This is a genomic window from Streptomyces sp. NPDC057010 (assembly GCF_042673805.1).
Taxonomy (GTDB): Bacteria; Actinomycetota; Actinomycetes; order Streptomycetales; family Streptomycetaceae; genus Streptomyces.
This window is the reverse complement of sequence record NZ_JBHUSC010000026.1, coordinates 41,446-59,146: the sequence shown is the minus strand read 5'-3', so window position 1 is coordinate 59,146 and position 17,701 is coordinate 41,446. Positions and strand designations below refer to the sequence as shown.

The 17,701-nt window shown below is 74.5% G+C and carries 17 protein-coding genes; 6 read left to right on the top strand and 11 right to left on the bottom strand.

Annotated elements, in window-relative coordinates; genetic code table 11:
- The first annotated feature begins 93 nt into the window (after nucleotides 1-93).
- A complete protein-coding gene (locus ACFTXQ_RS21885) occupies nucleotides 94-540 on the top strand; it encodes an Lrp/AsnC family transcriptional regulator (RefSeq protein WP_382643167.1) in 447 nt (148 codons plus the stop codon).
- On the opposite strand, the gene ACFTXQ_RS21880 is transcribed toward ACFTXQ_RS21885, so the two are convergent.
- The 3 genes from ACFTXQ_RS21880 to ACFTXQ_RS21870 all read right to left on the bottom strand — a co-directional run bounded on the left by ACFTXQ_RS21880 (nucleotide 530) and on the right by ACFTXQ_RS21870 (nucleotide 5,424).
- Nucleotides 530-3,541 (bottom strand): AAA family ATPase, encoded by a 3,012-nt coding sequence (locus tag ACFTXQ_RS21880; RefSeq protein WP_382643165.1) that lies wholly within the window; start codon nucleotides 3,539-3,541, stop codon nucleotides 530-532. The genes ACFTXQ_RS21885 and ACFTXQ_RS21880 overlap by 11 nt on opposite strands.
- Entirely contained in the window at nucleotides 3,538-4,716 is a 1,179-nt protein-coding gene (locus ACFTXQ_RS21875; RefSeq protein WP_382643163.1) for an exonuclease SbcCD subunit D, read from the bottom strand. The genes ACFTXQ_RS21880 and ACFTXQ_RS21875 overlap by 4 nt, the downstream gene beginning before the upstream one ends.
- 81 nt (nucleotides 4,717-4,797) lie before the next feature.
- Nucleotides 4,798-5,424: a YigZ family protein gene (locus ACFTXQ_RS21870; RefSeq protein ID WP_382643162.1), complete on the bottom strand. Its 627-nt coding sequence runs from the start codon at nucleotides 5,422-5,424 to the stop codon at nucleotides 4,798-4,800.
- A 98-nt stretch (nucleotides 5,425-5,522) separates the two neighbouring features.
- Between ACFTXQ_RS21870 and ACFTXQ_RS21865 the strand changes: the two genes are divergently transcribed.
- The gene (locus ACFTXQ_RS21865) at nucleotides 5,523-5,936 is read left to right on the top strand and encodes a CoA-binding protein (RefSeq protein ID WP_382643160.1); all 414 of its coding nucleotides are present in this window, start codon (nucleotides 5,523-5,525) and stop codon (nucleotides 5,934-5,936) included.
- A gap of 9 nt (nucleotides 5,937-5,945) precedes the next feature.
- Here the strand turns inward: ACFTXQ_RS21865 and ACFTXQ_RS21860 are convergent, their stop codons facing one another.
- Nucleotides 5,946-6,536: a helix-turn-helix domain-containing protein gene (locus ACFTXQ_RS21860; protein ID WP_382643243.1), complete on the bottom strand. Its 591-nt coding sequence runs from the start codon at nucleotides 6,534-6,536 to the stop codon at nucleotides 5,946-5,948.
- A 126-nt stretch (nucleotides 6,537-6,662) separates the two neighbouring features.
- On the opposite strand from ACFTXQ_RS21860, the gene ACFTXQ_RS21855 reads away from it, so the two are divergent.
- Nucleotides 6,663-7,529, top strand: a complete 867-nt coding sequence (locus tag ACFTXQ_RS21855; protein ID WP_382643241.1) for an EamA family transporter — start codon at nucleotides 6,663-6,665, stop codon at nucleotides 7,527-7,529.
- Nucleotides 7,530-7,539: 10 nt separating this feature from the next.
- Here the strand turns inward: ACFTXQ_RS21855 and ACFTXQ_RS21850 are convergent, their stop codons facing one another.
- A complete protein-coding gene (locus tag ACFTXQ_RS21850; RefSeq protein WP_382643158.1) occupies nucleotides 7,540-8,301 on the bottom strand; it encodes an acyltransferase in 762 nt (253 codons plus the stop codon).
- 131 nt (nucleotides 8,302-8,432) lie between these two features.
- Between ACFTXQ_RS21850 and ACFTXQ_RS21845 the strand changes: the two genes are divergently transcribed.
- On the top strand, nucleotides 8,433-8,987 hold the full coding sequence (locus ACFTXQ_RS21845) for a gamma carbonic anhydrase family protein (RefSeq protein ID WP_382643155.1): 555 nt from the start codon (nucleotides 8,433-8,435) through the stop codon (nucleotides 8,985-8,987).
- Between the two features lie 156 nt (nucleotides 8,988-9,143).
- Here ACFTXQ_RS21845 and ACFTXQ_RS21840 read toward each other — a convergent pair whose 3' ends face one another.
- From ACFTXQ_RS21840 to ACFTXQ_RS21825, 4 genes are all read right to left on the bottom strand, one after another.
- Nucleotides 9,144-9,812, bottom strand: a complete 669-nt coding sequence (locus tag ACFTXQ_RS21840; RefSeq protein WP_382643153.1) for a DedA family protein — start codon at nucleotides 9,810-9,812, stop codon at nucleotides 9,144-9,146.
- A 57-nt stretch (nucleotides 9,813-9,869) separates the two neighbouring features.
- Nucleotides 9,870-12,398 (bottom strand): beta-glucosidase, encoded by a 2,529-nt coding sequence (locus ACFTXQ_RS21835; RefSeq protein ID WP_382643151.1) that lies wholly within the window; start codon nucleotides 12,396-12,398, stop codon nucleotides 9,870-9,872.
- A 116-nt stretch (nucleotides 12,399-12,514) separates the two neighbouring features.
- Nucleotides 12,515-12,715 carry a type II toxin-antitoxin system VapB family antitoxin gene (locus tag ACFTXQ_RS21830; RefSeq protein ID WP_382643150.1) on the bottom strand — a complete coding sequence of 67 codons (201 nt, stop codon included), beginning with the start codon at nucleotides 12,713-12,715 and terminating at the stop codon, nucleotides 12,515-12,517.
- Between the two features lie 61 nt (nucleotides 12,716-12,776).
- The gene (locus ACFTXQ_RS21825) at nucleotides 12,777-13,229 is read right to left on the bottom strand and encodes a DUF4442 domain-containing protein (protein WP_189973593.1); all 453 of its coding nucleotides are present in this window, start codon (nucleotides 13,227-13,229) and stop codon (nucleotides 12,777-12,779) included.
- Nucleotides 13,230-13,325: 96 nt separating this feature from the next.
- Here ACFTXQ_RS21825 and ACFTXQ_RS21820 point away from each other — a divergent pair, with 96 nt between their 5' ends.
- Both ACFTXQ_RS21820 and ACFTXQ_RS21815 read left to right on the top strand, forming a co-directional pair.
- Complete coding sequence (locus ACFTXQ_RS21820; protein ID WP_382643147.1) at nucleotides 13,326-14,336, top strand: hypothetical protein; 1,011 nt, start codon at nucleotides 13,326-13,328, stop codon at nucleotides 14,334-14,336.
- A 70-nt stretch (nucleotides 14,337-14,406) separates the two neighbouring features.
- Complete coding sequence (locus tag ACFTXQ_RS21815; protein WP_382643145.1) at nucleotides 14,407-15,723, top strand: MFS transporter; 1,317 nt, start codon at nucleotides 14,407-14,409, stop codon at nucleotides 15,721-15,723.
- Between the two features lie 190 nt (nucleotides 15,724-15,913).
- On the opposite strand, the gene ACFTXQ_RS21810 is transcribed toward ACFTXQ_RS21815, so the two are convergent.
- Nucleotides 15,914-16,705: a spermidine synthase gene (locus ACFTXQ_RS21810; RefSeq protein WP_382643239.1), complete on the bottom strand. Its 792-nt coding sequence runs from the start codon at nucleotides 16,703-16,705 to the stop codon at nucleotides 15,914-15,916.
- Between the two features lie 79 nt (nucleotides 16,706-16,784).
- Entirely contained in the window at nucleotides 16,785-17,630 is an 846-nt protein-coding gene (locus tag ACFTXQ_RS21805) for a patatin-like phospholipase family protein (protein ID WP_382643143.1), read from the bottom strand.
- Nucleotides 17,631-17,701: the final 71 nt, after the last annotated feature.

Sequence of the window (17,701 nt, the reverse complement as noted above, 5' to 3'; positions counted from 1 at the left end):
GCTCAAAATCTACGATCTACCGATCACCCGGTGAAGCGGTTTTCCCCGGCCTTTGTCTTGTTCCCCCGGGGAATCCCCTGCTAGACCTGCGCCATGACCGGTTATTCCCCCGACGCCACCGACTGGCGCATCCTGGCGGCCCTCCAACAGGACGGCCGCGCCAGCTTCACCGAACTCGCCCGCACCGTGTCCATGTCCGCGAGCGCCGTCACCGAGCGGGTCCGCCGGCTGGAGGAGGCCGGCATCATCACCGGCTACACGGCCGTGGTCGACCACGAGAAGCTGGGGAAGTCCATCCTGGCGCTGGTGCGGCTGCGCTATCCGCACGGCAACTACAAGCCGTTCCACGACTTCCTGGAGGCCACCTCCGAGATCCTGGAGGCCCATCACGTCACGGGGGACGACTGTTTCGTCCTCAAGGTGGCCGCCCGCTCGATGGCCCACCTGGAGGAGGTGACGGGCCGGATCGCGGGGCTGGGTCCGGTGACCACCAGCATCGTCTACTCCTCCCCGCTCGCGCGGCGCCCGCTCAGTCCGTGAGCGCCGCCGTGCGGTGGCGCACCACCGAGCCACCGCGCTGCTTGACGATCTCCAGCTGGGTCTGCACGCGCGTCCGCAGGTCGGCGACGTGGCTGACGATGCCGACGCTGCGGTCCCGCTCGCGCAGCGAGTCCAGGACGTCGAGCACCTCGTCCAGTGCCTGGTCGTCGAGGCTGCCGAAGCCCTCGTCGATGAAGAGGGTGTCGAGCCGCATGCCGCCCGCCTCGTCGGTGACCACGTCGGCCAGGCCCAGCGCGAGGGCGAGCGAGGCGAAGAAGGTCTCGCCGCCCGACAGCGTGGCGGTGTCCCGTTCGCTGCCGGTCCAGGCGTCGACCACGTGCAGCCCGAGGCCGGAGCGGCCCCGTCCGCTCGCCCGCGCGTCGGAGTGGACCAGGGTGTAGCGGCCGCCGGACATGCGCAGGAGCCGTACCGTCGCCGCGGCGGCGACCTGCTCCAGGCGCGCGGCCAGCACGTACGCCTCCAGCCGCATCTTGCGCTCGTTGTCGGCGGAGGTGCCGGCTGTGAGTCCGGCCAGCCGGGCCACCCGCTCGTAGGCCTCGCGCAGCGGGCCCAGGGCGCGCAGTTCCTGCTCCGCCTGCCGGGAGAGCCCGTCGAGGTCCTTGCACCGGACCCGGGCGGCGTCCACGGCCGATCCTGCCGTACGAAGCTTCGCCGCGGCCTGGGCTGCGTACGCCTCGGCCTCCTCCGGCGCGGCCGGAGGCAGGGCTGCCGCCGCGGCGGCGTCGGCCTCGGCGAGGCGGTCCCCCAGCATGGCCTCCTCCGCCTGCCAGGCGTCCAGCCGGTGTTGGAGCGCGGTGCGTTCGTACTCGGGCAGGACCGCGTCGGCCGCGGCCCCGACGGTGTCGAAGCCGGCTCTGAAGGCGGCGTCGGCGAGCTGGTCGTCGGCCTCCTTGAGGCGGGCGGCGGTGGTCTCGGCCCGGCGCAGCGAGGCGGCGGCCGCGGTGACCATCCGGACCCGGTCCTCCAGGGTCCGGGTGCGGGCAGCGACGGTGGGGGCGCCGTCCCTGACCAGGGCGAGCTCGGCTTCCAGCGAGGCCTGTTCCCGGTCCAGGGCCTCGCGGCGGGAGACCCTGGCCGCGGCCCGCTCGGCGGCGGCGAGGCGGTCGGCGCTGCGCGCGGCGTGCTCCCGTTCGGCGCGGGCGAGGTGCTCCCGGGCGGCGTGCAGTCCGGCGGCGGCGGCGTGGGCGGCGGCGTGCCGGGAGCTGAGGTCCGAGGTCAGTTCCAGCAGTTCGGCGGTGGTGGCGTCCCCGGCGGCGGCCGCGGCTTCGGTGCGGGCCTCCTCGACGGCGGCGAGCCGGCGTTCGACGGCGGCCCGGGCCGCCTCGGCCCGCTCGGAGACGGCGTGCGCGGCGTCCTCGGCGGCGCGGTCGACGTGGCCGGGCGCGGGGCGGGCCGGAGCGGGGTGCTCCGCCGAACCGCAGACACTGCAGGCCTCCCCCGCGACGAGCGCCTCGGCGAGCTCGGCGGCGATGCCGCGCAGCCGTGCCTCCTTGAGCTCCAGCCACCGCTCGCGGGCGGCGGCCGACTCCTCGCGGACGGTGAGCAGTTCACCGGCGGTCCGCTCCGCGGTGGCGGCCAGCTCGTCTCGCCGGCGGGCGGCGTTCAGGTGCATCCGGGCCGGTTCCAGCCTGCCCGCGAGCTGCTCGGCCAGGGTCGCGGCCTGCTGGGCGGCGTCGACGCGCTCCGTCAGGGCGGCCCGGGTGGCGTCCCAGCGCTCCAGCCAGTCGGCGGATTCCCGGTGCTGCTCCTCGGCGGCCCGGGCCTCGCGCTCCAGGTCGGCCCGCTCGCGGCCGATCTCGGCGCTGCGCTGCTCGGAGCGGTGGGCGGCGCCGAGGGCACCGAGGTCCTCGCGCAGCCGCTGCTCGACGGCGGCCAGCTGCTCGGTGCCCGCCTCCCGCAGGGTGGGCGGCAGCTCGGCCCGGGCGGCGGCCTCCGCGTGCGCGGCGGCCAGGTGCGCCGCGGAGGCGGCGCCGCGCAGTTCCAGGGCGGGGGCCACGAGGGCGCCCCGCCGGGCCCGGTCCAGCAGCTCCCGCACGCGTGCCCGTTCGGGCTCCGCCCCGGCGAGCACGGCGGCCCGGCGGGCGGTCTCCGCGTGGCGGCGCTGGAGGCGGTCGAGCTCCCGCGCGTCCTCGGCGGCCCGCCGGGCGGCGGCGTACCGGCCCTCGACGGCGGCCAGCGCGTACGAGGCGACGGTGAGGCGCTCCCGGGCGGAGCACCGGGCGACGGCCGCCCAGGCCCGGACGGCCCCGGCGAGTCCGGGGTCGCCGGGCTGGTGCCCGGGCAGCGGCCAGGCCCGCAGGTCGGCGCTGTCCCCGGCGGCCTGGGCGAGCCGCTGGGCGGTGTGGAGCACCTTCTCGTCACCGGCGCGCACCTTGGCCTCGGCGGCGCGGCGGCGTTCGCCGAGCAGCGTCTCGACGGCGGCGAAGCGGCGGGTGTCGAAGAGCCGGCCGAGCAGCCGGCCGCGGGCGGCCTCGTCGGCCCGCAGGAAACGCGCGAACTCCCCCTGCGGCAGCAGCACCACCTGGCAGAACTGCTCGCGGCTCATGCCGAGCAGCTGCTCGATCTCCTCGCCGATCTCCTGGTGGGAGCGGCTGAGCGCCTGCCAGCCGTCGGAGGTGTGCTCACGCAGCCGGCTCTGGGCCTTGTCCTTCGTCGTGCCCGTGCCGCGCTTCTTCGGGCGGTCCTGTTCGGGGCGCCGGGTGATCTCCAGGCGGCGGCCGCCCGCGGTGAGTTCGAGGGTGACCTCGGTGGGGGTGTCGGCGGCCGCGTGGTCGCTGCGCAGGCTGGTGCCGGGGGCCTGTCGGGAGCCGGGCACGGAGCCGTAGAGGGCGTAGCAGACGGCGTCGAGGACGGAGGTCTTGCCCGCGCCGGTGGGCCCGTGCAGGAGGAAGATCCCGGCGCCGGACAGGGCGTCGAAGTCGACCTCCTGGGGTTCGGCGAAGGGCCCGAACGCGGTGACCCGGAGCCGGTGCAGCCTCATCGGCGGGCCTCCCCGGTCTCCCGCCGGCCGTCCTCGGCCCGTACGTCGTCGAAGGCGCCCTGGAGCACGGCCCGTTCGGCCTCGTCCGCGAGGCCGCCGCCGCGTACGTGGGCGACGAAGTCCTCGGCGATCTCCTGGTCGGTGCGGCCCTTGAGCCGCTGGGCGTAGGAGGCGCCGGTCCCCTCCTCGCGGCCCTCGGGGTCGAAGGCGAGGCTGAGGGTGTGCGGGAAGCGGGCGGCGAGCCGGGCCATGGGGTCCTCGGGGCGGACGGCGTCGGTGAGGGTGGCCTCGACCCAGGCGTCCTCGTGCGCCGTGTGCGCCGGGTCCTCCAGCAGGTCCTCCAGCTTCCCGCGCAGCCGTGCGAGGGCCCGGGGTACGGGGGTGTCGATCCGTTCGGCGGTCACGAGCTCCCCTTCCCCGCCCAGTTCGATCAGCCACGTGGTCTTGCGGTGGTGGACTTCCGAGAAGGAGTAGGCGAGCGGGGAACCGGAGTAGCGGACCCGTTCGTTGATCGTCTGGCAGCCGTGGAGGTGGCCGAGGGCGGCGTAGTCCACCCCGTCGAAGACGGCGGCGGGCACGGCCTCGACCCCTCCGACGGTGATGTCGCGTTCGCTGTCGCTGGCCTGTCCGCCGGTGACGAAGGCGTGCGCGAGGACGACGGAGCGGGTGCCGGGCGGGCGGGTCGCCAGGTCGGCCCGGATCCGGTCCATGGCCGCGCCCAGCACCGCCTCATGGCTGACCTTCTCCGCGTCGAACTGGTCCTTCACCAGCGCCGGTTCCAGGTACGGCAGCCCGTACAGCGCCACATCGCCGTGTACGTCGGCCAGCACCACGGGGTCGGCGCAGCCGGCCGGGTCGGTCCTGAGGTGGATGCCGGCCCGGCCGATCAGCCCGGCCCCGACGCCGAGACGGCGGGCGGAGTCGTGGTTCCCGGAGATCATCACGGTGGGCACCCCGAGCTCGGCGAGCCGGTGCAGGGCCCGGTCGTAGAGCTCGACGGCGGGCAGCGGGGGCACGGCCCGGTCGTAGATGTCACCGGCGACGAGCACGGCGTCGACCTCGTGCTCGCGGACGGTCTCGACGAGGTGGTCGACGAAGGCGGCCTGGGCTCCGAGCAGGTTCACGCGGTGGAAGGAACGGCCGAGGTGCCAGTCGGAGGTGTGCAGGAACTTCACTCGCCGGCCCCGCCGCACATGCCGTCTCCCCCTGGTCGCCCCGCTCGCTGGTTCCTGAACCCCTCTACGCTAACGCGTCCCTCAGGGCGCGTAGGTCTCTCCGCCGAGGGTGAGGGTGGCGCTGCCGGCCGTGCTGTCGGCGAGCCAGGCCTCGAAGGCGGACAGATCCGCCTCCGGGAGGGCCACCTCGATCTCGACCTGCGCGCCGTAGCGCAGGTCGACCACGGTCCGGCCGGTGGAGCGCAGGTCGTTCTGGGTCTTGCCGGCCCGCTGGTGGTCGACGGTGACGGTGGCCAGCCGGTAGCGGCGCCGGGTGACGGTGCCGAGCGCGTCGAGCGCCTCGCCGACGACCCCGCCGTAGGCCCTGATCAGACCGCCGGCGCCGAGTTTCACACCGCCGTAGTAGCGGGTGACCACGGCGACGGCGTAGCGGATGTCCCGGCGCATGAGCATCTGGAGCATGGGGACCCCGGCGGTGCCGCCGGGCTCGCCGTCGTCGCTGGCCTTCTGGACCGAGGCGTCGGCGCCGACGACGTACGCGAAGCAGTTGTGCGTGGCGGCGGGGTGCTCCTTGCGGATGCGCGCGACGAACTCCTGCGCCTCCTGCTCGGTCGCGGCGGGCGCCAGCGAGCAGAGGAAGCGCGAACGGTTGATCTCGGACTCGTGCGCGCCCTCGCGTGCCACCGTCACGTACTGGTCTGCCTTCACCGCTCCACCCTACGGGGAATCGGACAGGCGTCCGTTCGGTTGAGGGTGCGGAGCGGCGGACCGGAGCGACCGCCGGAAGACAGCAGGAGGCGGCACACGTGTACGGCGATCACGGCGACCCGGCAACCATCCGCAGGATCCTCACCGAGCTGGGCGACACCTGGGCCGTGGTGGGCCTGTCCAACAACGAGGACCGGGCGGCCTACGGCGTGGCCCGCGTGCTCCAGCGGTTCGGCAAACGCGTCGTGCCCGTGCACCCGAAGGCCGAGACGGTCCACGGGGAGCCCGGGTACGCCTCGCTGGCGGAGATCCCGTTCAAGGTGGACGTGGTGGACGTCTTCGTGAACAGCACGCTGGCCGGGGCGGTCGCGGACGAGGCGGTCGCGGCGGGTGCGGAGGCCGTCTGGTTCCAGCTGAACGTCCTCGACGAGGCGGCCTTCGCCCGCACCCGCGAGGCGGGGCTGGACATGGTCATGGACCGCTGCCCGGCGATCGAGATCCCCGCCCTGTAGCCCGCCCGGTCAGCGGTGGCCGTCGACCGCGCGCACCGGCGGGATCGACACCGCCAGGGTCATCTCCATCGGCTCGGGGCCCTCGTTGCCGTAGGCGTGGGGCAGGTTCGCCTCGAAGGAGACGGCGCCGCCCGCCGGGACCGTGTACGTCTGCCCGTCGACCTCCAGGGTCAGTTCCCCGGCCGTGACGTGCAGCATCTCGAAGGTCCCGGCCGGGTGGGGATCCGAGGCCGTTGCCTCGCCCGGCTCCAGCCGGTAGACCCACATCTCGACCGGTCCGCGCCGGTCGTCTCCGAGCAGCATGCTCGCGCTGCTGCCGCCGTCGGTGGACCACATCCGCACCCCCTGCCCCGGCTGCACCACGTGGACCTGGGGGGTCCGGTCGTGGTCGAGCAGGGTGGTGATGCTGACCCCGAGGGCGTCGGCCAGTTTGACCGTGGTGCCGACGCTGGGGTTCGTACGGGCCTGCTCGATCTGGATGATCATCCCGCGGCTCACTCCCGCCCGGGCGGCGAGCGATTCCAGGGTGAAGCCGCGTTCTCCGCGCCAGCGCTTCAGGTTCCGGGCCAGCGCCTGCGTGAGCTGTTCGAGATCCGACACCATTCCGTCCAATATTCTGGATGACAGAGTCCACTAGACTGAACTACCGTGCGGTGTATTCGATGCTGCACCCCACCGTTCACCGCACTGTACTGCGACCGCGACTCCGACTGCGAGGTCCTGCCCATGACCGCCCTCTTCGCCCTGGCCACAGCCGTGCTGTGGGGCCTCGCCGATTTCGGCGGCGGGCTGCTGACGCGGCGGATACCGGCGCTGACGGTGGTCGTCGTCTCCCAGATCGTCGCGGTCTTCGTGCTCGGCGCGGTCGTGCTCGGCACCGGCGCGTGGCGGGAGGCGGGGCCGCAGCTGTGGTTCGCGGTCGCCGCGGGCCTGGTGGGGCCGGTCGCGATGCTCAGCTTCTACAAGGCGCTGGCCCTCGGCCCGATGGGCGTGGTCTCGCCACTGGGCTCCCTCGGGGTGGTCGTGCCCGTCGCGGCGGGGCTGCTCCTGGGCGAGCGGCCCGGCGTCGGCCAGTTCGCGGGGATCGCGGTGGCCGTCGTCGGCATCGTCCTGGCGGGCGGGCCCGAACTGCGCGGTGCGCCCGTCCAGCGCCAGGCCGTCGTCCTGACCCTCGTCGCGGCCTTCGGGTTCGGCGCGGTGATGGCACTGATCGCGGAGGCCTCCACCACCGTCACCGGGCTGTTCCTGGCCCTGTTCGTCCAGCGGGTCACCAACGTGGCCGTCGGCGGCGGCGCCCTGTGGGTCCAGACCCGGCGCGGCACCCCGGCCCTCCCGGCGGGCACGGGGCCGCGGCTCCTGTGGGGGCTCCTGCCCGCCCTGGCCTTCGTCGGCCTCGCGGACGTCGCGGCCAACGGCACCTACTCCATCGCCGCCCAGAACGGCCCGGTCACCATGGCCGCCGTGATCTCCTCGCTGTACCCGGTGATCACCGCGCTCGCCGCCTTCGCCGTGCTCAAGGAACGCCTGCGCCCCGTCCAGGCGGCGGGCGCCGGCCTGGCCCTGGCGGGCACGGTCCTGCTGGCGGCCGGTTAAAGCGAAGGGCCTAGCGCCGCGCCTGTTCGGCCTCGGCCAGTTCCGCCAGGCCGCGCAGCTGCTCCGAGGTCATCCCGTCGGGGATCGGCACCGGCGCCGGGGTGCGCAGCGGCGGCTGCCAGCCCGTCTCCGGCTCCCAGCGCCGTACGATCCGCGCCGGCGCCCCCGCCACCACGGCGTGGTCCGGCACCTCGCCCCGTACGACGGCCCCCGCGGCCACGACGACGTTGCGGCCGAGCCGGGCACCGGGCAGGATCACCGCGCCCGTGCCGAGCCAGCAGCCCGGGCCGATCTCGACCGGCGCGCTGCGCGGCCACTGCTTGCCGACGGGCTGGTGCGGATCGTCGTAGCTGTGGTTCGTGGAGGTGATGTACACCCCGGGTCCGCAGAAGGTGTCGTCCCCGATGGTGATGCGGGCGTCGGCGATGACGTGGCTGTCCCGGCCGATGACCACCCCGTTGCCGAGGACCAGCATCGGCTCGGTCCCGAGGTCGAGGTCCGGCATCATCCCGGCGGTGAGGGTGACCTGCTCGCCGATGATGCAGTAGTCGCCCAGCCGGATCCACGGCTCGCCGAAGACCGTGCCCTGCGGGAACGCCAGCCGGGTGCCGTGCCCGATCGCGCCGAAGCGCAGCCGCCCCGGGGTCTGCGCGGTGACCGCGCCGGCCTGCTGCATCCAGCGCCAGCCGGCGTGGACGGCGCGGTTCGCCAGCCGGCGGCGCAGGGCGGCCAGAGCCGTCAGAGATGAGAACGTGTTCTGGTTCTTCGGCACCCGGCCACGGTAGTGCGCCCGGGGGCGGTCGTCCGGACCCGGATCCTGTGATCTTCACCCCATCCGGGGCCGGACGGGGCGCGTGCCCTACGGTGCCGTTAGCGCGGCATCCGGAGAACAAGGAAGTGATCATGACGTCTCACCAGGCGACGCAGGGCCAGGCACTCATCGCGGGCGTGGGCGGGAAGCAGCCGTCCGTCGACCCGACGGCCTTCACGGCACCGACCTCCGTCGTGGTCGGCGACGTGACCCTGGCCGCCGGCGCGAGCATCTGGTACTCGGCGGTGCTGCGCGCCGACTGCGGCCCGATCACCCTCGGCGCCGACAGCAACGTGCAGGACAACTGCACGCTCCACGTGGACCCCGGCTTCCCCGTCTCGATCGGCGAACGCGTCTCCATCGGCCACAACGCCGTCGTGCACGGCTGCACGGTGGAGGACGACTGCCTGATCGGCATGGGCGCGACCGTCCTGAACGGCGCGGTGATCGGCGCCGGTTCGCTCGTGGCCGCGCAGGCGCTGGTCCCGCAGGGCATGGTGGTCCCGCCCGGCTCGCTGGTGGCGGGCGTCCCGGCCAAGGTGCGGCGCGAGCTCACCGAGGAGGAGCGCGAGCACATCAGGATCAACGCCGCGATGTACGTGGAGCTCGCCAAGCAGCACCGCGCCTCGGTGACCCCGGACGTCTAGCCGGTGTCCCGCGGGGCCCGGAGTGCGGACAGGACGGTCTCGTACTCCGGGACGCGCCGGCCGGGCTCCGAGCGGCGGGCGGCCCGCTCCCCTTCCCGCGGCGTCCGCTCGGTGACGGCGGCGCCGACCGCGATCAGCCGGTCCGCGCGGCCGCCGTCACTCGCCAGCCGGCACCCGGGCCGTCCCCTGCGCGGGGACCTCGGCCCCGGTGGCCGACGCCGCGGCCGCCTTCTTCATCCGGGCGCGCATCACCAGTGTCACCGCGATCCCGAACAGCACGGCGAGGGCCAGGGCCAGCCAGGAGAACCGCTTCAGCCACGGCTCCGCCACGATCCCGACCGAGTAGATGACGGCCGTGGTGCCGCCCGCCCAGAGGATCCCGCCGAGGACGTTGGCGATCAGGAACCGCCAGTACGGCATGTGCAGCACGCCCGCCAGCGGCCCGGCGAAGATCCGCAGCAGCGCCACGAACCGGCCGAAGAAGACGGCCCACATGCCCCACCGCTCGAAGGAGCGCTCCGCCAGCGCCACGTGCTCCGGCCCGAAGTGCTTGGGGAAGCGCCTGCCCAGGCGTTCCAGCAGCGGTTTGCCGCCCCGGCGCCCGATGGCGTAGCCGATCGAGTCGCCCACGATCGCCCCCACGGTCGCGCAGATCCCCAGCACCACCGGGTCGATCTCCCCGTGCTGCGAGGCCAGCAGCGCCGAGCTGACGAGGATGATCTCTCCCGGCAGCGGGATGCCGAGGCTCTCCAGTCCGATGACCAGACCCACCAGGAGATAGATGCTGACCGCCGGAATCGTCTCCAGCCATTCCTGGATGTGCACCGGTACGTCCTCCCGTGTCGTCCCGGCGCGTCCCCTGTGACACGCCGAACGGGCAGCCTATCCGCTCCCCACCACCACCTTTCCCTTCAGTGGGAGTTCGCGCGAGGAACGGCCCGCGAACACCTCGCGGCGGCCGGAACCCACCACCCAGGCGTGCTGGTCCGGATCCCATGACGACAGCGCCCGGGCGTCGACGACGATGGTGACCCGATGCGCCTGCCCGGGGGCGAGGGTGAGCCGCCGGTAGCCGGCCAGGGCGCGCACCGGCTGGTCGAGCTTCAGCTCCCCGGAGGGGCCGACGTACACCTGGGCCACCTCCGTGCCCCTGCGGCGGCCGGTGTTGCGGACGGTGAACTCCACGCGCAGGCCGCCGCGTTCGCCGTGAGCGGTGCCGGGCCGGACCACCAGGTCCTCGTAGTGCCAGGTCGTGTACGAGAGCCCGTGCCCGAAGGGGAAGAGCGGGGTGACGCGCTGCGCGTCGTACCAGCGGTGGCCGACGTGGACGCCCTCGGCGTACTCCTGCCGGCCGCCCACCCCCGGGTAGCGCAGCGGGTCGCCGCCGACCGGGGTCCCGTGCTCGTCGGCCGGGAAGGTCTGGGTGAGCCGGCCGCCGGGGTCCACGTCCCCGAAGAGGATGTCGGCGGTGGCGCCCGCGCCCTCCTGGCCGGGGTAGTACATCTGCAGGACCGCCCCGGTGCGGGCGAGCCAGGGCATGGTCGTGCCGGAGGGGGTGTTGAGGACCACCGTGGTGCGGGGGTTGGCGGCGGCGACCGCCTCGATCAGCGCGGCCTGTCCGCCCGGCAGGGCGAGGGAGGTCCGGTCGCTGCCCTCGGTGGCGTCCGCGTAGGCGAACAGGACCACGCTGCGCGCCGCCTTCGCCGTGTTCACCGCCTCGGCGAGATCCGCGGCGCGGGTGGCCTTCGTGATGTGCCGCAGCCGGAAGCGCTGGCCCCTGGCCCCTCCCTGGGCGTTCACGGCGAGCCGGTGGGTGCCCGCCTTGAGGGCGAGGGTGCGGCGGCGGACGGTCATTCCGTCGGGCGCGGAGCCGAGCAGTCCGCCCGCGAAGTGCTCGGCCACACCCTCCCGTACGGGGAACAGCTCCTCCCCGTCGAGCCGGACGCCGGGCCGCACTCCGGTGTAGTGGACGAGCAGGGTCCACTCGTCGTCGGCGGCGAGGCGGAACTCCCCCTCGTGGGTCCAGCCGCGCCCGGCGTCCACGCTCCGGTCGTCCAGCGCGGCGGGCGGTGTCAGCAGGGCGGGCGGCAGGGGGCGCCCGTACAGGTCCTCACCGAGGGCGTAGCGCACGGTGGAGCCGTTCCCGGCGCGCCGCCGGATGGCGGTGAGCGGCGCGGTCGCCCCGTCGGGAACGACGTGGGCGCTGCCGCCGCCGGCGACGAAGGGCACCTGGCCGGTGGGGCCGATGACCGCGATCGAGCGGGCGGCGGCCCCGGTCAGCGGCAGGGTGCCGTGCTCGTTGCGCAGCAGCACGGCACCGGCGGTGGCCACCTTGCGGGCGATCCGGGCACCGGCGGCCGCCTCGCGCGGAGGCCGGGCAGCGGGCCGGGCCGCCAGCAGTCCGAAGCGGTCCAGGGTGCTCAGGATCCGGCGTACGGCGAGGTCCACGGCGCCTTCGGGTACGGAGCCGCCGCGCACCGCCTCGCGCAGGGGGCGGCCGAAGTGGGTGCCGTCGGGCAGTTCCATGTCGAGGCCGGCGCCGATCGCGGCGACGGTGCTGTGGGCGGTGTCCCGGTCGGCGATCACCCAGCCGTCGAACCCCCAGGTCCCGCGCAGCACGTCCTCGAGGAGCGGCTTGCTCTCGCAGGCGTAGGCACCGTTGACCTTGTTGTGCGCGCCGATCACGGCGCCCGCGCCGGCGGCGACGGCTGCCTCGAAGCCCCGTAGCTCGGTCTCGTGGAGGGTACGTTCGGCCGCGATCACGTCGATGGTGTCGCGGCCCTGCTCCTGGTTGTTGAGGGCGAAGTGCTTGACGGCGGCGATGAGCCCCTCGTCCTGGATCCCGCGGACCACCGCGCCGACGAGGTCGGCCGTCAGGCGCGGCTCCTCGGCGAAGGACTCGAAGTTCCGGCCGGCGTACGGGCTGCGGATGAGGTTGGCCCTGGGTGCCAGCAGGACGTCCTGGCCGAGGGCGCGGCCTTCGCGGCCGATGACCCTGCCGTACTCGCGGGCCAGCGCCGGGTCGAAGGCGGAGGCCAGCAGGACGGGCGCCGGCAGCGCGGTGGCGGGTTTCGCGACGCGTACCCCGGCGGGCCCGTCGGCGAAGCGCAGCGCGGGGATGCCGAGGCGGGGGACCCCGGGGACGTATCCGGCCTGTCCGAGGGGGGCCGGGTCCTGGGCCCCGTGCAGCAGGGCGGTCTTCTCGTCGAGGGTGAGTCGCTCCAGCAGCCCGTCGATCCGCGCGGCCCCACCGGGCCCCGGCGCGGGGGCGGGCGCTCCGGGCGCGCCGTTGCGGAGCCCGGAGCCGGGCGGCACGGGGGCCACGCAGCCCCCGGCGCCCAGCGCCGCGCCCACCGCACCCACCGCGCCCAGCAGCCGCATCGCGGAACGTCTGGACACGGCCTCGCTCATGGGCGCTCCCTGCGACGTGGTTCGGCGGGAGCGGCCCCGCGCCGGACCGCTCCCGCGCCCACTGTGCGCCGATCACCCGCGGGGCCGCCCCAGACGCGCCACCGAGGGCCTCAGGTTCAGCCCTGCGGCGGCTGCGGCACGCTGTCGGCGTCCCGCCGGGGCTCGTCCTGGAGCTGCACGCGCGCCTCCGTGCGGTGCCCGCGCGCGATGTAGTCCCGTACGACGGCCTCGACCGCGTCCTGCGGCGAACCGACCCCGGCGAGCACCATCACCTCCACCACGAGCTCGGCATCGAGGCTGATGTTGACCTTGGCCATGAAAACCCCTCCGTCGTCGTGCGAGGGACTCTAGCGGCGCGGCCCGCCGCGGCGCGGACCGTTACGCGTTGGGGCGCAGCGTCCAGACCACCGTCATCTCGCCCGTCACGGCCTCGTCCTCGCGCTGGATGGCGATGGTGACCGGGAACTCCGGGCGGCCGCCCGCGTCGAGTTCCGCGACGACCTCCGCCGCCGGGCGGCCGAGGGTGGCGGTGGCGGTGACGACGCCCTTGGCGAGCTTCTTGTAGCCGATCTCGGCCTTCACGGCGAGGGGCACGGCGCGCGAGAGCTGGTCGCCGAAGGCGGCCAGGACGATCGCACCGCTCGCGGACTCGGCGAGGGTGAACATGGCGCCGGCGTGGGGGCCGCCGACGTGGTTGTGGTAGTCGGGCTGGTCCGGGAGCCGGACGACCGCGCGCTCGGGGGTGGTCTCCAGGAACTGGAGGTTCAGGGTCCGGGCCATCGGCACCGTCGCGGCGAGCAGTTCGCCCACGTTCATCTGATCTGCGCTCATGGAACGCGATGTTACCCGTGAGTAGATGGGCTTGACCAGAGCCATGCCGGGGGCGGCCGTGGCTCCCGGCGCACGCTCCCACTATCGTTACCGGCCATGTGGCCAGGACAGCAGCAGCAGCCCGGGGGCGATCAGAACCCCCAGGACGCGCACCAGAATCCGTACCAGCAGCAGCCGGGGCAGCCGAACCCGTACCAGCAGCAGCCCGGTTACGGGTACCCGCAGCAGGGCTACCAGACGCCCCCGCCCGTCCAGCCCTGGGGCCAGCCCCAGCAGGCTCCCGCCCCCGCCGCGCCGAGCGGCGGCAGCCCCTACTCCACCAAGACGGTGGCAATCGTGGCGGCCTCCGCGGTCGTCGTGGCGGCCGCGGCGACCGGCGCCTTCGTCCTGACCCGGGACGACAAGAAGACCGAGGCCAACGACAAGCCGCCCGCCGCCTCCTCCTCCGCGCCGGCCTCCTCCGCCCCGGCCCCGGCCGGGAGCAGCCCGAACCCGCGGGCCGGCGGCGACATCAAGCCCGTGATCCCGGGCTGGAAGGTCGTCATCAACCCGAAGTACGACACCGCCTTCGACGTCCCGCCGGAGTGGAACGTCCTGAGCGCCACCATGGCCATCGGGTTCGAGGACGAGGTGAAGAACGACGGCTCCGCGGTCGTGATGATGTCCGCCCCGGCCTACCTCAAGGAAGACTGGTGCAAGGTCGACTCCGACAAGGACGGCCGGGAGGAGACGACCTCCCTGGCCGGCACCGGCACCAAGGGCGGCCAGGGCGCGAAGGACACCGCCGAGGCCGTGCGCAACGAGGCGGGCAACTGGGCGTTCGCCGGCTACGCGCAGAAGGCGCCGAAGGGCACCACCAAGGTCTCCGACCCGAAGGAGTACACCACCTCCTCCGGCCTCAAGGGCCACATGGCGACGGCCAGCGTGACGGGCCTGCCCAAGGAGAACAAGTGCGCCTCGGACGGCAAGTCCATCGCCTTCAGCTTCAAGAACGCCAAGGGCGACTTCGTCAGCTGGGTCCTCTACGGCGCGGCGGGCGTCCCTGACGAGGTCAGCAAGGAAACGCAGGAGAAGATCCTGAGCTCGGTCCGCCTGACCACGAGCTGATCTCCTCCCCTCCGCCCCCGGTCCGACAAATCCGTTTGGCTTCTCGGACGGGGGCGGGGATAGTCCGTGGGTGAGCTCTCCTCCCCCCTCCCCGACCCGCACGCCCGTACGCCGTCGTCGGCCCGCCTGGGCCGGCCGCAACTACACCCTGCTGACGGGTGCGGCGGTCGTCACCAACCTCGGAAGCCACGGAGCGCTCATCGCGGCCGCGTTCGCGGTCATGGAGGCGGGCGGTTCCGGCGGCGACGTCGGTCTCGTCGCGGCCGCCCGTACCCTGCCGCTCGTCCTCTTCCTCCTCATCGGCGGCGCGCTCGCCGACCGGCTGCCGCGCCACCGCGTGATGGTCGCGGCCAACGCCCTCAACTGCCTCTCGCAGGCCGCCTTCGCGCTGCTCGTCCTCGCCGGGGACCCCCAGCTGTGGCAGATGATGCTGCTCACCGCGCTGTGCGGCACCGGTACGGCCTTCTTCAACCCGGCGGCCGAGGGCATGCTGCTGTCCACCGTCTCCGGCGAGCACGCCAACCGGGCCTTCGCGCTGTTCCGCATGGCCATGAACGGCGCCGGGATCGGCGGGGCGGCCCTCGGCGGGGCGATGATCGCCGCGATCGGGCCGGGCTGGGTCCTGGCCGTGGACGCGGCCGCCTTCGCGATCGCGGGCGCGCTACGGGCCTTCCTCGACGTCGGCCACGTCGCCGACCGGGCGCCCGGCGGCGGGCTCCTGGCCGACCTGCGCGAGGGGTGGGTGGAGTTCAGGACCCGTCCCTGGCTGTGGAGCATCGTGCTCCAGTTCTCGGTCGTCGTTGCCGTCGTGGGCGCCGCGGAGGCGGTCTACGGTCCCCTGGTCGCCCGGGACCGTCTCGGCGGACCCGCTCCGTGGGGGCTGGCCCTGGCCTTCTTCGGCATGGGCACCATCGCCGGGGCCGTCCTGATGATGGCCTGGAAACCGCGCCGGCTGCTGCTGGTCGGCACCCTGTGCGTGTTCCCGCTGGCGCTGCCGTCGGCGGGGCTGGCCGTGCCGTTGCCCGTGTGGGGGCTGTGCACGGTGATGTTCGTGAGCGGCACGGCCATCGAGGTGTTCGGCGTGAACTGGATGACCACGATGCACCAGGAGATCCCGGAGGAGAAGTTCTCCCGGGTCTCCGCCTACGACTGGTTCGGCTCGGTGTCCATGCTGCCCGTGGCCACCGCGCTCGCCGGGCCGGCCGAATCGGCCTTCGGCCGCACCGCGGCCCTGTGGGGGTGCGCGGCCCTGGTCGTCCTGGCCACGGCCCTGGTCCTGCTGATCCCGGACGTCCGGCACGTGACCCGGCGGGCCCGCAAGGACTCCTGGGGCTCCGCGCCAGACCCCGCGCCTCACACGCCGGCGCGGCTGGACACGCCCGCCTGAGTGCCCGGCCGCGGCTACAAGATCCGGGGCTCCGCCCCGCACCCCGCTCCTCAAACGCCGGAGGGGCTGGATTTTGGCTGATGCCTCCTGCCTGGCGCGGGCTGGATTGCCCGCAGGGCATGTTCAGCCCCGCCGGCGTTTGAGGCGCAGGGTCTGGGGCGGAGCCCCAGGACGCGGCGCCGCCCGCCCCTCAGCCGAGGCTGAACGCCCCCTCCGGCGGCACCGGGGAGGACACCGCGTCCGGGTCGGACACCGGCCGCGCCCCCCGCATGAACCGCGCCAGCGAATCCCCGTGCTCCACCCGCGCCGGAAAGGCGTCACCGGCACAGCGCCGGGCCAGCGCGGCCACCGGCAGCCCGCCGTCCGAAGCCAGCAGCACCGCATTGCCGAACCGCCGCCCCCGCAGCACCGCCGGCTCCGCGATCAGCGCGAGCTCCCCGAACACCGCCCCGAAGTTGGCCAGTTGCGCCCGCAGGAAGTCGAAGGGCGCCCCGTCGGCCAGGTTCGCCGCGTACAGGCCGCCGGGCCTCAGCACCCGGGCCGCCTCCCGCGCGTACTCCACCGACGTCAGCTGCGCCGGCACCCGTGATCCGCCGAACACATCGGCCACCACCACGTCCGCGCTCCCCGACGGCGCCGCCTCCAGCCAGGCCCGCGCATCGGCGGCGTGCACCGTGACCCCGGCCCCCTCGGGCAGCGGCAGGAACTCCGCGACCAGCTCCACCAGCCCCGCGTCGAACTCGACCACCGTCTGCCGGGATCCCGGCCGGGTCGCCGCCGCGTACCGGGGCAGCGTCAGCGCGCCGCCGCCCAGGTGCAGCAGGTCCAGCGCGAGCCCCGGATCCGCCGCGCAGTCCAGGACGTGCGCGAGGCGGCGTACGTACTCGAACTCCAGGTGCCCGGGATCGTCGAGGTCCACGTAGGACTGCGGCGCCCCGTCGACGGTCAGCAGCCAGGCCCGCTCCCGGTCCACGTCCGGCATCAGCTTGGCGGTGCCCTGGCCCACGTCCCGGATCACCGGAATCTGTTCGTCGCTCACCCCACCATTGTCGGGCCCGCCCTCAGCCCGACCAGACGGCGGCCGCCTCCGCCGCGTGCGCGGCGGCCTGCGCGAGCCCGGCACGCGCCGCCGGGTCCCGCCGCGCCGGGTCCAGTACGTTGCGCCCGAAGGCCTTGCGGGCCTGAGCGGACGGGGTGATCAGCAGCACCTTCGCGCCCGCCGCCCGCAGCCGGGCCGCCTGGGCGGCGGGCGAGGGGATCAGCCCGGACCCGAGGGCGATCGGCGCCAGGATCACGACCCGCGCGTACCCGGCGGCGAGGTCCGCGTTGGTCGCCGAGCGGATCCCGCCGTCGATGAACCGGCGCCCGCCGACCGTCACCGGCGGCCACACCCCCGGCACCGCGCAGCTCGCCGAGACCGCGTCGACCAGTCCGGCGCCGCTCTCCCGGTCGAAGTCGGCGGGCTCGCCGCTGACCGCGTCCACAGCCGTGATCACGAACCTGCGCTCGGGCCACTCCCGCGAGACGAGCCGGGCCTCCAGCACCTTGCGCCGCTCCGCCTCCTCCTCCGTGTCCGCGGCGAGCGCGAGCGCGCCCACCCGCCTGCGGTAGGCGAGGGGGTCGCGCGAGCGCACCATCGCGACCGCGTACCGGGCGATGAGCCCGGCGCCGAGCCTGGCCGCGCGTTCCCCGGCGGGGGCGCCGAGCTGGCGCTCGTACAGCTCCTGCGGGGTCAGCAGTCCCGAGGTGAGCTGGGCTCCGACCAGCGAGCCCGCCGAGGTGCCGACGACGAGGTCCGCGGTCGCGAGGTCCACTCCGGCCCGGGCGAGCCCGTACAGCATCCCGGACTCCCAGCCGATGCCGGTGAGTCCTCCGCCGCCGAGCACCAGTGCCGTGTCGCCGCCCATCTCCGCCCGTCCCTCCGCGCATGACTGTGGTGACGGCAGTCTGGCGCAGCCAGTCCGCCGTCACCACAGGA

Excerpts from the sequence above, each read along its gene's own strand:
- ACFTXQ_RS21825 (WP_189973593.1), bottom strand. The coding sequence starts at position 13,229 with ATGAGCGCAGATCAGATGAACGTGGGCGAACTGCTCGCCGCGACGGTG.
- ACFTXQ_RS21855 (WP_382643241.1), top strand. The coding sequence starts at position 6,663 with ATGACCGCCCTCTTCGCCCTGGCCACAGCCGTGCTGTGGGGCCTCGCC.
- ACFTXQ_RS21805 (WP_382643143.1), bottom strand. The coding sequence starts at position 17,630 with ATGGGCGGCGACACGGCACTGGTGCTCGGCGGCGGAGGACTCACCGGC.
- ACFTXQ_RS21820 (WP_382643147.1), top strand. The coding sequence starts at position 13,326 with ATGTGGCCAGGACAGCAGCAGCAGCCCGGGGGCGATCAGAACCCCCAG.
- ACFTXQ_RS21885 (WP_382643167.1), top strand. The coding sequence starts at position 94 with ATGACCGGTTATTCCCCCGACGCCACCGACTGGCGCATCCTGGCGGCC.
- ACFTXQ_RS21830 (WP_382643150.1), bottom strand. The coding sequence starts at position 12,715 with ATGGCCAAGGTCAACATCAGCCTCGATGCCGAGCTCGTGGTGGAGGTG.
- ACFTXQ_RS21810 (WP_382643239.1), bottom strand. The coding sequence starts at position 16,705 with ATGCCGGACGTGGACCGGGAGCGGGCCTGGCTGCTGACCGTCGACGGG.
- ACFTXQ_RS21835 (WP_382643151.1), bottom strand. The coding sequence starts at position 12,398 with ATGAGCGAGGCCGTGTCCAGACGTTCCGCGATGCGGCTGCTGGGCGCG.
- ACFTXQ_RS21880 (WP_382643165.1), bottom strand. The coding sequence starts at position 3,541 with ATGAGGCTGCACCGGCTCCGGGTCACCGCGTTCGGGCCCTTCGCCGAA.
- ACFTXQ_RS21845 (WP_382643155.1), top strand. The coding sequence starts at position 8,433 with ATGACGTCTCACCAGGCGACGCAGGGCCAGGCACTCATCGCGGGCGTG.